This is a genomic window from Prochlorococcus marinus str. MIT 9314 (genome assembly GCF_000760035.1).
Classification (GTDB): Bacteria; Cyanobacteriota; Cyanobacteriia; order PCC-6307; family Cyanobiaceae; genus Prochlorococcus_A; species Prochlorococcus_A marinus_B.
The window spans coordinates 79,247-92,089 of sequence record NZ_JNAO01000008.1 but is presented as its reverse complement, the minus strand read 5'-3'; the positions used below and the strand labels follow the sequence as shown (position 1 = coordinate 92,089).

Sequence of the window (12,843 nt, the reverse complement as noted above, 5' to 3'; positions counted from 1 at the left end):
AGGTAAATGATTCTATTAAAGGTATAGTTGTAATGGATACTACTTTCTTTGGAGAGAAGAATTGATTCTTCCTACAATAGCAATTATTGGAAGACCTAACGTTGGGAAATCTACGTTAGTTAATCGTCTTTGCCAAAGTAATGATGCAATAGTATTTGATAAGCCTGGTGTTACAAGAGATAGAACTTATCAAAATGCTTCATGGGGAGGTAAGGAATTTCAAATAGTTGATACTGGAGGTTTAGTTTTTGATGATGATAGTGAATTTCTCCCAGAGATAAGGACACAAGTCTTCTTGGCTCTAGAAGAGGCTTCACTTGCGTTACTGGTAGTTGATGGGAATCAAGGCGTTACTGATGGTGATTTATCAATAGCAAAATGGTTAAGAAACTCAAGCTGTAAAACAATTGTTGCTGTTAATAAATGCGAATCTACTAATCTAGGAATATCCCTAGCTTCGGAGTTCTGGAAATTAGGACTGGGCGAACCTAACCCTGTTTCGGCTATTCATGGTTCAGGTACTGGTGATCTTTTAGATCTCGTTATTGGCGAACTTCCTGAAAATAATATCCAGGATGATGAAGAAAAGATAATGATGTCAATTATAGGTAGGCCTAATGTGGGTAAATCTAGTTTGTTAAATTCAATCTGTGGAGAAAAAAGAGCAATAGTTAGTGATATTAGTGGCACGACAACTGATTCAATAGATACGCTTATTAAAAAAGGTGATAATCATTGGAAAATTATTGATACTGCAGGAATTAGAAGAAAGAAAAATGTTAAATATGGTACTGAATTCTTTGGTATTAATAGGGCTTTTAAATCTATAGATAGAAGTGATGTTTGTGTTTTAGTTATAGACGCTATAGATGGAGTAACTGATCAAGACCAGAAGCTGGCTGGGCGCATAGAAGAACAAGGCAGAGCTTGCATAATTGTTGTTAATAAATGGGATCTTGTAGAAAAAAATAGTTCAACAATTTATCAAGTAGAAAAAGAACTTAGATCTAAACTTTATTTTTTACACTGGTCAAAAATGATTTTTATATCTGCTCTAACTGGTCAAAGAGTTGATAATATTTTTGAGCATGCTCTTAATGCTGTAAATCAACATAGAAGAAGAGTTACAACATCTGTAGTTAATGAAGTACTTAAAGAATCAATCAGTTGGAAAAGTCCTCCAACAAAGAGAAGCGGCAAACAAGGTAGGCTTTATTACGGTACTCAAGTAAAGAACAAACCTCCCACTTTTACTCTTTTTGTAAATGATCCTAAATTATTCGGAATAACTTATAGAAGATATATTGAAAAACAAATTAGGGTAAATTTAGGCTTTGAAGGCACACCCCTCATTTTACTTTGGAGAGGAAAACAGCAAAGAGCTTTAAATAAAGAAGTCGAAAGAGAAAATATTGAGTTAATTCAAAAAGATTAATGAATTTGCTAACCAAATTTTCTGTTGGTCAATACGTTCATGGCAATAGAAGTTGGCTAAGAATTATTGATAGTAGATTAAAAATAATTATCGTAATGATATTTTTAATCACTCCAATTTGGTCAGGTCCAATATGGAGATTGAGTTTGGTTGGTTTTTTACTTTTAATTACTTTTTTAAGTTTATTGCCATCTAGGGTATGGTGGCGATCATTATTTTTTCTATCATGTTTATCACTATTAATTGGATGTATATCAATACTTGCCTCATCTGATATTCAATCTCTTGATGGCTACTTAAGAAATCCCAATGAGTTGCAAGTAGTACTGGAAAGCCAAAAAGAATGGAATATTTTGCAAATTCCTTCGCAGAAGATATGGTTTATTAATTTTGGTCCTTATAACTTATCAAGAAAAGCATTTGAACTAGGAATAAAAACCTCCACTTTGATATTTACCGTTATTCATAGTGTGAATTTGATGCTTTTAACCACATTGCAGGAAGACATTGTATGGGGATTAAGTTGGTTTATGTATCCATTAAGAAAGATTGGATTGCCAATTAGTAAGTGGCTTTTTCAGTTGTTAATTGCATTACGTTTTATTCCTTTAGTGCAGGAAGAATTTCAAAATATCATTAAATCAGTGTCAGTTAGATCAATAAATTTTCGAAATTTAGGATTAAAGAAATCCTTGAATGTTTTATTAATCTTATTAGAAAGGTTATTTCAAAATATATTTCTGAGAATTGATCACGGAGCAGAATCATTACTCTCAAAGAAAAAAATTATTATAAAAACCAACAGATTTAGAACTCTTTATCCTTCAAAATTTCTCAATGTAATTGTTAATACATTATCGATTTGTTTTATTTGCATAGCAATTTTTCTTAGAAAACTGTATGGTGCATTATAAATAACACAATATTTTAGGTTTGAGTTCTGAGCGTTATTTAAACCATCCAACATTTGGCATGTTGTACCAAGTTTCTCCTGGAAATGATGGGAGGGATATTTATGCAACTTTATACGCTCAAAAAATGTTTTTTATGGTAGAAGTTCGTCAGAGAGAAGTTTTTTTTGAAGTTATACCTTATTTAGATGCCCGAAACCAAGCCGAATTAAACCTTCAAAAAGCTAAAAGAAAAGGATCTGAAGAGCTTTCTAAATGGGAGAATTTATTTACGCAAACTTTCTTATAAAAGGTGAACCCTGCAAATTATTTAAAAATAAAAAATAAAATCCCATCAAATGTAAATATTCTTGCGGTAAGCAAAGGATTTAAAAGTCAAGAAATCAAAACTATTCAAAATATTGGTCAGAATGATTTTGGTGAAAGTAAGTTTCAAGAAGCGTTTGAAAAACAATTAATCTTAAAAGACCTTAAAGAAATAAATTGGCACTTTATTGGAAGAATACAAAGTAATAAAATAAGAAAGATAGTGCAAAATTTTAAATACATTCATTCAGTAGATTCATTTGAAAAGTTGCAAAAAATTTCCAATATTTCAAGTGAAGAGAAGAAAAATCCATTAATAATGTTGCAGGTTAAGTTGATTGATGATCCCACTAAAGGAGGGTTTAATCCTGAGTTTTTAAAATTTAAATGGAGAGAAATTCAAGAGCTGAAAAATATTTCATTAACCGGTTTGATGACTATCAATCCTAAAGGACTTAGCTCTAAAGAAAATTTAGGGTTGTTTAAAAAATGTCGTGCTCTCGCTGATTTACTGAAACTACCAGATTGTTCCATGGGAATGTCAGGTGATTGGGAGGAAGCTATTGACGCTGGATCAACTTGGTTAAGATTAGGATCATTGATTTTTGGAGGTAGATCCTAATTAGTTATTTTTTTATAAAAATCTTATCTATAAACTTGCAGTAAAGTTCAACTAACGTTATTTAAGTATAGGTAGTTTATTCATTTAAAAAATGGATTTATTACTTAAGGTTCTTAAACCTTAGTAATCAATTTCAAGAGGATTTAAAAGGTGTCACTTATTTCTAGATTAAAGGCAGTTGTTGCAGGAGATGAGTATCTCGAGGATGATTTTGATGAGTTGGATTATGCTTCAGAGGATGAATTAAATGATATTAATAATTTCAAACAAAATCCAAAGAATGCAAACCCCCTTGCAAATTCAAATCCATTTGATTTTATGAATAACAACAGATCATCAAAAGTAGTCGGGATGCCTGGAATTTCAAATTCATCCTCAGAAGTAAGCTTAATGGAACCAAGAAGTTTTGATGAGATGCCTCAAGCTATACAAGCATTAAGAGAGAGAAAAACTGTAATTCTCAATTTAACTATGATGGATCCTGATCAAGCACAAAGAGCGGTTGATTTTATTGCTGGGGGCACATATGCAATTGATGGACATCAAGAGAGAGTCGGTGAAAGTATTTTTCTTTTTGCTCCAAGTTGTGTAAATGTGACTAGTTCTTCTCCAGAGGAAGCTTCTCCTTCTTCTGTTTCTACAGAAAACACACCACAATATAGTTTGGGCAAAAATACTACTCCTGAACCAGCATGGGGCAATTCTAAATTAAGTGCTTATTCATGATTAATCTGTGACTGATAAAATTGCGATTATTGGTTTTGGAAATATTGCAAGTGCTATAGTAACCCCTCTATTAGATAACAAATTAATTCAGCCAGAGAATGTTTTTTGCGTTGTAAATACAGAAAAAAGTTTAGAAAATATAAAAGAAAATTATAAACATAACATAAACGTTTATAGATCAGGTTCTAAAGAGTCAAAAATAATTTGGGATTGTCAATATAAACTTCTTTCGATAAAACCCCAACAATTTAATGATATTAGTGAGGCCTATCGTATAAAAAACAAGGATAATTTAATAGTTTCAATTCTTGCGGGGGTTTCAATTAATAGACTTACTCAAAAGTTCCCTAATCATAAATGTGTGAGGGTAGTTACAAATATTCCAATAACTATTGGAAAAGGTTTAACAGGGATTTCTTGGGGAGAAGAAATTACAGAAGAACAGAAACAATTTACAAAAAAATTATTTGAAAATACTAGTAAAATTTATGAATTTGCTGAAGATTACCTTGATATATTTTTAGCTTTAACTTCATCAGGTCCTGCAATTATTGCTTTAATTATAGAAGCATTAAGCGATGGAGGATTAAGCGGGGGATTACCAAAAATTATTTCAGAGGAACTCGTTATGGAAATGATACTAGGAACTATATGTTTAATAAAGGAAAATAAACTTACTACTTCTGAGCTAAAAAATTTAGTAACCTCACCAGGAGGAACAACTATTTCTGCTTTAAGGGTTTTAGAAAAAAAGAGTGTTAGGTCAGCATTAATTGAATCAATAGTTTCAGCTAGTAATCGAAGTAAGGAGTTTCGTTAGATTTTTAAACTATTTTTTAAGTTCATATAAACTTTTTCAAGTGAATTTATATTCTTAGTAATTGTGTATCTCTCAAGTATACGTTCTCTAGCTTTTTCTCCAAGATCTTTTGTAAATGAAGGGTGTTCTACAAGAATTGGGATTATAGTTTTTAATTGTGCAGCCACATTATCAGTTGAAATTACTATTCCTGCTCCCTTATCTAAAACTTCACCGTCAGCTCCGGCATCTGTAGCTACACAAGCAGTACAAGAAGACATCGCCTCTAGAAGTGATAATGATAAACCTTCTACTAAGCTTGGTAAGAAAAATACTTCAGCTATTTGCATTATTGCGACCCTTGTTTCTAAATCTAATTCGGCACCCCACCAAATTAATTTATCATTACCAAGGTTAGAAAAACTGTTTTCAAGTGTTGGCTTCATTGGTCCATCTCCAACAATAACTAATTTGCAATTTTGAGTTTTTGTTTGGCGCCAAGAACGTAAAAGTGCCTCGATATTTTTCTCATTAGCAATCCTACCCATGTATAAAAAAATTCTTTCATTTCCAAGTTTGTTTTTTACCTGATCATATTTTTTATTTTTTTCGCAGAAAGGTTTCCAAATATTCTCATCAACACCATTTGGAATAATTATTTGTTTTTCCTTAGGTACTCCTAATTTATAAAGAACATTTTTTTGAAGTTCGGAAAAAATGATTATTTTATTGAACTTTGATAAAAAGGGAGCATAAAGTTGATATGTTAACTGTTGAGTGCTAGCAGTTAAATTTCTATTTTTTGCATCAAATGGTGGGTGAAATGTTCCTATGAGTGGAAGATTAATTTCATTACAAATCTCTGGAAGTCTAAAGTCTAGAGGAGATAAAGTTAAGCTTGCATGGACTAAATCAGGCTTTAATCTTTCCAATGAGAACCTTAGCTCTTTTTCTGCTCTTGGTGAGGGTATTGTATAAACTTGGGACTTAATTAAATATGGAAGACTTACATCAGGATCATTGGCCAGAAATAATGGTTTTGATGAATTTGAACTCGAAGGATTGTCGAAATGAATAAAACTAACTTTATGTCCTCTGGTTTTCAATGCCTCAGTAGTTGAATTACCATAAGTGACATTTCCACAGAAAGGGGATTTTTTACCCAACCATGCAATATGAACCACATTAATTGAATTAACTATTTATAAAGTTAACAGTCAAAGTTGCCATAAACATAATTTTAAAATTTATTAATGGTTCATAATAATGCTATTTGTATATTTCTCTCAACATTTTAAGTGAAGATAGATCTTTCTCTAGTTGAGTAGAGATCCAAGTTTCAATAATAAATAATATTTTAAGCCAGACTTTTTTAGGTCCCAATAACTCTCCGTTAGATTTTATTGGTAATTCGGGGAAAAGAAGTCTCTGTAATAGAGCAACTTCAGATGCATTTATTTTTAGATTACTTTGAGGATCTTCCATTGACGAAAACCCTTCACTTGGCAAAAAATAACAACTCCATTCCCAATTTCCTAAAGGCGGAATAATAGGTTCTCCAGTTTTACAGCAATGATGAATTGGTAAATTAATACCTCCAATGGCTAATAGATGGATTAAAGATTGAATACTCATTGAGAGCATTTTAATATCTTCTTCTTCAGATTCTTCATACAAATAAATCCTATCTAGATGTGCAAGAACGCAAGATAAATAGTTTTGTTGCCTGTCATTATTACCTACTAATAAAAAAGTTAATTCAGTTATTGCTTGTGCGGCTGCAAGACATTCAATATTTTTCCCTAGACCAGAATAGCTTTTTAATATTTTAATTTGACGTACAGTTTTAAGATTTCTTTTCCCAAAAATTTGCAGACTTAAATATGTTAACGGAGTAGCTGCTGCAAGACTACTTTTAGGACGTCTAGCACCAGGTACGGCTAATCTAACAATCCCTTGCTCATCCGTAAGAATAGTTATTAATCTATCATTCTCGCCTAATGGAGAAGCTTTAATACAGAGACCTTCTAGTCTGCACTCACCAGAAGCAGACATTTAAATAACCTTTACTTCTTGAAAAATCTCACAAAAATTAGAAGTTCCAACGCAACTAATTCCATTATCAAACAAATCAATAGCTTGTGACAGTTTTTTTATACCACCTACAACTTTTATTTGATTTTGAGAGCCTATTATTTTAAGTATTTCGGGGACATCATTAGATGTAAGAGGAGATCCAAACCCGTCCCCGAATTGAAAATTTTTTATTCCTAATTCCAAACATATTTCTATCGCATTAATAAAAACTTCTTCTTTTAGTTTTGATTTATTCATGATTATTGAAACTGGTAATCCAGATAATTTAACTTGCTCAATTTCAGCAGCGAAAGTTTCTAAACTTCTTTTGGATAAATTGATAAAGTTTGGGATATATTCAATTCCTTTTGCACCCTTATCTTTTGCAAAACAAACTAATTCTTCAATAAATGAAACTGGTAAATCTGCTAAAGGGTAAGAAATAAGTGTGTTTATATCCGCACTGTAATTACCTAAACAGTTTTTAAGATCAGTTAAATAATTTAGTGAAGTAGAAATATTTTTGATATTGTATTTCCTTATTAAATCGCAATTCACACAGAAATCTTCCCATGATAAATAAGGGTTAATAAGAATCGCATGAATTTTCTCGTTTAATTCATATTCAATATTGGGCATTTAAAACTTATTTAGATTGAATCAATCCATAACCTCCATGATTCCTTTTATATATAACTTGAAGTTCATTATTTTTCTTGTTTCGAAAAACATAAAAATCATGATCAATTAGATCTAATTGTTTTCTTGCTTCGTCTGATGAAATTGGAGTCATTTCAAAGTATTTATTTTTTATAGATGGCTCAGGCAGACTTGCTTCAGTTCCGTCTTTAAAAAAAGCTTTATCTAAAAAACTTGATTCCATACTTTCAATTGGTAAAGAATCTTTATTTTTAAATTGTTTATTATGAAATGTTTTATTGTTTCTTTCTTTGTATTTGCGTAATTTTCTACAAAGTTTATTTGAAACTAAATCAATGCTTGAGTATAGATTTTCAGTTTTTTCTTCAGCTCTAATTACGGTACCATTTGCAAAAATAGTAACTTCTGCAGTTTGGAACGAGACTCTTGGATTCTTTTCAATTGAAAGGTGTATATCAGCTTCTTTAACGATATCCTTATAATGATGTGTTGCTTTTTCTATCTTTGCCTCAGTATATTCTTTTAATGCTCCAGTGAGCTCAAGATTCTTTCCATGGATTAAAATTTTCATAACAAATCTAAAAATATTTACTTACTTTCTAAATCTACTTAAATATGGATAATAGAACAGCAATAATTAAACAACCTGATAATATTTCTTCTTTTAATGATGTTTATAAATTACAAAAAGAATATCAGGAGGCATTGATTTTAGATAATTCTAACCCTGATTTTATTTGGATAGGGGAGCATCAACTCTGTTATACATTGGGGAGAGGATCTAATTACGATAATTTACTATTTTCGCTAAATGATGCTAAATATGATGTTTTTAAGATTGATAGAGGTGGTGAGGTAACTTGTCATATGCCAGGACAATTAGTAACGTATTTGGTTTTAGATTTGAAAAATTTTAATAAAGATTTAAATTGGTATTTAAGAAAAATTGAAGAAATTATTATAAAAATCCTTGGAGCTTTTAATATAAATTGTCACTCTAGAAAAGGTTTTACTGGTGTTTGGATAGGAAATAAGAAAATCGCATCAATTGGAATTGGGTGTAAAAGATGGATTACGATAAATGGATTTTCAATCAATATTGACTGCGAATTAGAAAACTTTAATAAGATTGTTCCTTGCGGAATAGAAAATTGTCTTATGGCAAATATGATTGATTACAACAAAAATTTAAATATTCAAGAAGTCAAGAGAATTGTTAAAAAAACCATCGAGGAAGAATTTAATTTTGATTTTATATCAAAATAGAAATTAAAATTTCTCAATCAATTTAATATGGGTGATTTAGCGTATTGGTCTGCAGCCAAACCTCTTTCTAAAAAAAATACATTTGCCAAAAATAGAGATTTTATTAAGAACCTTGATCATATAGATCAAATTTGGGAAAAATTAAAAATTAAATGTGGCGATACTTTAGCTGTTTGCGATTTAAGAGGGAAATACAAAGAAAAATTTTCTTATTCTGAGCTGGCTGATTTAATAACAAAAGTCTCTTTTTCTTTCGAAAATTATGGTTTAAAAAAGGGTGATGTAGTTACTGTAATATCTGAAAATTCTCCAAGATGGCTTGCAGTAGATCAAGGCTTAATGCGTTTAGGAGCTATAAATGCAGTGAGAGGTATTAATTCTCCTTCAGTAGAATTAGACTATATTATTGGGCACTCTAATTCAGTAGGACTAATAGTTCAATCTAAGGAAATTTGGCTAAAGTTAAACAACAAAGAAGAATTAAAAAAAAGACTAAAATTTATAATCAATTTAGAAGATGAACAATTTGAAAGTTTAATAAGTTGGAGTACATTCATAAGTTCAGTAGAAAAAGAAAATTCACAAAATAATAATCTTGAAAAATTTAATCCAGAAATTGATGACGTCGCTACTATTCTTTACACTTCTGGTACGACCGGAAAACCTAAAGGTGTGCCTTTGACTCATGCAAATTTTTTACATCAAATAATCAATTTAGCCTATATCGCTGATCCAGAACCAGGGACCTCTGTATTAAGCGTTTTGCCTATCTGGCATTCTTATGAGAGAAGTGCTGAATACTTCTTTTTTTCATGCGGTTGTTCTCAATACTATACAATTCCAAAATTTCTTAAAGATGATATTACACAAATAAAACCTGTTGTCATGGCTACTGTACCGAGACTATGGGAAGCAATACATGATGGTTTTTTTCAGGCTTTGAAAAAAATGCCTTCCAAAAAGCAAAAACTTATTAAGTTTTTGATAAGTAATAGTTCGGTTTTCAAAAAAAGTCTTAGAAAGATAAGAAATATAGATATAAATCAAATAACTTTTAAATCAAAAATCCCCTTACTGGGTTCTGTTATTAGCCGATATCCTTTACATAAATTGTCTACTATTTTTTTATGGCCGACTATTCTTAGACAACTATGCGGAGAAAAACTGAAATTTCCCATTAATGGTGGAGGTGCATTGCCAGAACATGTAGATCTTTTTTTTGAATCTTTAGGTGTAGATGTTTTGGTGGGATATGGACTCACAGAAACTAGTCCAGTATTAACTTGTAGGAGAAGAGAATTAAATGTTCGAGGATCATCTGGGCAGCCTCTTTCATTTACTGAAATCAAAATAGTGAATGATGATAAAAAAAAGATTCTGAAGTTCAAAGAAGTCGGGAAAATTCTTGTTAGGGGGCCGCAAGTAATGAAAGGTTATCTTAATAATGAAATAGCCACAAATAATGTTTTATCCAAGGATGGTTGGTTTGATACTGGTGATTTAGGTTTTCTAATACCAAATGGTTCTCTCTTCATAACGGGAAGAGCCAAGGATACAATAGTACTATCAAGTGGTGAAAATATAGAACCGAATCCGCTAGAGACTGAAATTCTTAGTTCTGAATTTATTAATCAGATTCAATTAGTAGGACAAGATAAGAAATGTTTAACAGCCCTTGTAGTTCCTAATGTCGAATTGGTTAAAAGCAAGTTTTTGGAAGAAGACCTTTCAAAATTAAACCTGAATAAGAAAATTGGTACATTTTTCAAATCACAAATTAATAATTTGCTTAAAAGTCGATTAGGAGCAAGATCAGAAGAACAAATATTAGATTGTTATTTTGTTGATGCCTTTACTCTAGAAAATGGGTTATTAACACAAACTCTTAAACAAAAAAGAAAAGAAATAGAAAAAAAGTATTCATTACAAATAGAAAATATGTATGAAAACAAATTTAGTAAGAAAATTTGATTTGTTCTATCTATATTGAAAAGGTAATTTAATTTTTTATGGAAACAAAAAACTCAATATCTATAAAGCGCTCAATAGCTATTAAAGCTGTAGTTACACCAAATTGGAAGGAAGATGCTGAAAAAGAATTAAGCAAAGCAATTTCAAACATTGATCAGCAATTATCGCAACTGGAGCAAGAGGGGCAGCAAATAGTAAATAATATTAGATCCCAATCGGTTAATCCCCTAGATCCAAGGGTTCAAGAACAGGTTAGTCAGGTGCAACAACAAGTCGCAGCAAAACGAAATGAAATTGAAGAACAAAAAAGAAATCTTCTTCAACAACAAAGTCAAGTTCGCGAATTAAAAATGGACGAAATTGTTGATCAAGGGCAAGTGGATAGTTTCTGTGATGTCACTGTGGGAGACAATCTTATTGAAAAAATGCAAGTATCGATTACTGTTAAGGATGGAGTTATTCAATCTATAGATAATAATTAAAGAGAAGATTTAGTATTTTTGATAAATATAAGTAAATCTTAATTTCGAAAAGTTTTAAATTTTAATCGATCTAAATTATTACTTTCTTAAGTTTTAAGAGTTCCCACTGTGAAAATGATTTCGTATAATTAAAACAAGAGTTTAAAGGGTTCTAAACCATAAAAACTTTAGGAAGTTTGGTAGAAATCCCTTGAAACTTATGCAATAACAATTTTCTTATGTCTCACGAAATATTCATGCCTGCCTTGAGTTCTACTATGACGGAGGGCAAGATTGTGGAATGGTTGAAAAATCCAGGAGATAAAGTTGAAAGAGGTGAATCTGTCTTGGTTGTTGAATCTGACAAGGCAGACATGGATGTTGAATCTTTTCAAGATGGATATCTTGCGGCTGTTTTAATGCCTGCTGGCAGCACTGCTCCAGTAGGAGAGACTATCGGTCTTATTGTAGAAAATGAGGATGAGATAGCTTCTGTTCAAGAACAAAATAAAGGAAATCAACCCGAAGTTTCTAGTTCGGATCAACTTGAATTGGTAAGCAATAAAACAGAAGAAAACCCTGTGGATCAAAGTGAAATTGTTGAAAAACAAGAAAAAGAAGTCGTATTAATGAGTGAAAAGGCAGCCTCATCTTTTAATAGTGATCAAATAAATGCTGCTACGAGTAATGTTTCTTCGAGGGTGATTGCATCTCCAAGAGCTAAAAAACTTGCCTCTCAAATGGGTGTTGATTTAGCAAAGGTTCATGGATCAGGACCTCACGGAAGGATTCAAGCCGATGATATTTTAAAAGCTAATGGCCAACCAGTCTCTATACCATGGATAGGTGAAGGTGGTTCTCCTGCAAGTATTCCTGGTGCAAATTTGGGAGTTGAAAGTAAACCAGAAACTTCAGGAAATAGTTTTGGTAATCCCGGAGAAACAGTTCAATTTAATACCCTTCAAAAAGCGGTAAATAAAAATATGGAATCTAGTTTAGATGTGCCATGTTTTAGGGTGGGTTATTCCATTAACACAGATAAATTAGATAATTTCTACAAAAAAGTAAAACAGAACGGAGTTACTATGACTGCTTTACTAGTAAAGGCAGTTGCAAAGACACTAAAAAAACATCCTCAAGTTAACTCAAGTTTTTCAGAGGATGGAATTTCTTATCCAGAAAATATAAATATAGCTGTTGCTGTTGCGATGGAAGATGGTGGACTAATAACTCCAGTTTTAAAAGAACCATGCAATACTGATTTATTTGAATTGTCTAGGGAATGGAAAGATCTCGTAAAAAGATCAAGATCAAAACAATTAGAACCTGATGAATACTCAACCGGAACCTTCACTTTATCTAACCTTGGGATGTTTGGAGTTGATAGATTTGACGCAATTCTTCCTCCAGGTACCGGTGCTATTTTAGCCATAGCATCATCGAAACCAACCGTTGTTGCTAATAGTGATGGTTCAATATCTGTTAAAAAAATAATGCAAGTAAATCTAACAGCTGATCATAGAGTGATCTATGGAGCTGATGGAGCTTCATTCTTAAAAGACTTGGCTTCCCTAATTGAAGATGAGCCAGAGACTCTTGTCTCCTAAATT

General features: G+C 31.5%; 14 protein-coding genes. 10 read left to right on the top strand and 4 right to left on the bottom strand.

The genetic code is table 11. The annotated features are described in order from the left end of the window. Positions 1-61 precede the first annotated feature (61 nt). The 6 genes from der (at position 62) to proC (ending at position 4,820) form a co-directional block, all read left to right on the top strand. A complete protein-coding gene (der, locus tag EU98_RS05270) occupies positions 62-1,435 on the top strand; it encodes a ribosome biogenesis GTPase Der (protein ID WP_032515588.1) in 1,374 nt (457 codons plus the stop codon). Continuing rightward, positions 1,435-2,349 carry an energy-coupling factor transporter transmembrane component T family protein gene (locus tag EU98_RS05275; RefSeq protein ID WP_032515587.1) on the top strand — a complete coding sequence of 305 codons (915 nt, stop codon included), beginning with the start codon at positions 1,435-1,437 and terminating at the stop codon, positions 2,347-2,349. Before der ends, EU98_RS05275 begins: the two co-directional genes overlap by 1 nt. Positions 2,350-2,368: 19 nt before the next feature. Next, entirely contained in the window at positions 2,369-2,635 is a 267-nt protein-coding gene (locus tag EU98_RS05280) for a PII-interacting protein PipX family protein (RefSeq protein ID WP_032515586.1), read from the top strand. A 3-nt stretch (positions 2,636-2,638) separates the two neighbouring features. After that, on the top strand, positions 2,639-3,274 hold the full coding sequence (locus EU98_RS05285; protein ID WP_032515585.1) for a YggS family pyridoxal phosphate-dependent enzyme: 636 nt from the start codon (positions 2,639-2,641) through the stop codon (positions 3,272-3,274). A 150-nt stretch (positions 3,275-3,424) separates the two neighbouring features. Continuing rightward, positions 3,425-4,000 carry a cell division protein SepF gene (locus EU98_RS05290; RefSeq protein WP_032515584.1) on the top strand — a complete coding sequence of 192 codons (576 nt, stop codon included), beginning with the start codon at positions 3,425-3,427 and terminating at the stop codon, positions 3,998-4,000. A 7-nt stretch (positions 4,001-4,007) separates the two neighbouring features. Next, positions 4,008-4,820: a pyrroline-5-carboxylate reductase gene (gene proC, locus EU98_RS05295; RefSeq protein ID WP_032515583.1), complete on the top strand. Its 813-nt coding sequence runs from the start codon at positions 4,008-4,010 to the stop codon at positions 4,818-4,820. On the opposite strand, the gene EU98_RS05300 is transcribed toward proC, so the two are convergent. From EU98_RS05300 to hpf, 4 genes are all read right to left on the bottom strand, one after another. Next, positions 4,817-5,983: a glycosyltransferase family 4 protein gene (locus tag EU98_RS05300; protein ID WP_032515582.1), complete on the bottom strand. Its 1,167-nt coding sequence runs from the start codon at positions 5,981-5,983 to the stop codon at positions 4,817-4,819. The two genes, proC and EU98_RS05300, sit on opposite strands and share 4 nt — an antisense overlap. 85 nt (positions 5,984-6,068) lie before the next feature. Next, positions 6,069-6,854 (bottom strand): DNA repair protein RecO, encoded by a 786-nt coding sequence (gene recO / locus EU98_RS05305; RefSeq protein WP_032515581.1) that lies wholly within the window; start codon positions 6,852-6,854, stop codon positions 6,069-6,071. After that, the gene (locus EU98_RS05310; RefSeq protein ID WP_032515580.1) at positions 6,855-7,514 is read right to left on the bottom strand and encodes a deoxyribose-phosphate aldolase; all 660 of its coding nucleotides are present in this window, start codon (positions 7,512-7,514) and stop codon (positions 6,855-6,857) included. A gap of 7 nt (positions 7,515-7,521) precedes the next feature. Continuing rightward, positions 7,522-8,106, bottom strand: a complete 585-nt coding sequence (gene hpf, locus EU98_RS05315; RefSeq protein WP_032515579.1) for a ribosome hibernation-promoting factor, HPF/YfiA family — start codon at positions 8,104-8,106, stop codon at positions 7,522-7,524. 44 nt (positions 8,107-8,150) lie between these two features. Here hpf and lipB point away from each other — a divergent pair, with 44 nt between their 5' ends. The 4 genes from lipB to EU98_RS05335 all read left to right on the top strand — a co-directional run bounded on the left by lipB (position 8,151) and on the right by EU98_RS05335 (position 12,840). Then, complete coding sequence (lipB, locus tag EU98_RS05320) at positions 8,151-8,801, top strand: lipoyl(octanoyl) transferase LipB (protein ID WP_025945702.1); 651 nt, start codon at positions 8,151-8,153, stop codon at positions 8,799-8,801. Positions 8,802-8,828: 27 nt separating this feature from the next. Then, positions 8,829-10,772, top strand: a complete 1,944-nt coding sequence (locus EU98_RS05325) for an AMP-binding protein (RefSeq protein ID WP_032515578.1) — start codon at positions 8,829-8,831, stop codon at positions 10,770-10,772. A 38-nt stretch (positions 10,773-10,810) separates the two neighbouring features. Beyond that, complete coding sequence (locus tag EU98_RS05330; protein WP_025931439.1) at positions 10,811-11,254, top strand: YlqD family protein; 444 nt, start codon at positions 10,811-10,813, stop codon at positions 11,252-11,254. A 218-nt stretch (positions 11,255-11,472) separates the two neighbouring features. After that, the gene (locus tag EU98_RS05335; protein ID WP_032515577.1) at positions 11,473-12,840 is read left to right on the top strand and encodes a dihydrolipoamide acetyltransferase family protein; all 1,368 of its coding nucleotides are present in this window, start codon (positions 11,473-11,475) and stop codon (positions 12,838-12,840) included. Positions 12,841-12,843: the final 3 nt, after the last annotated feature.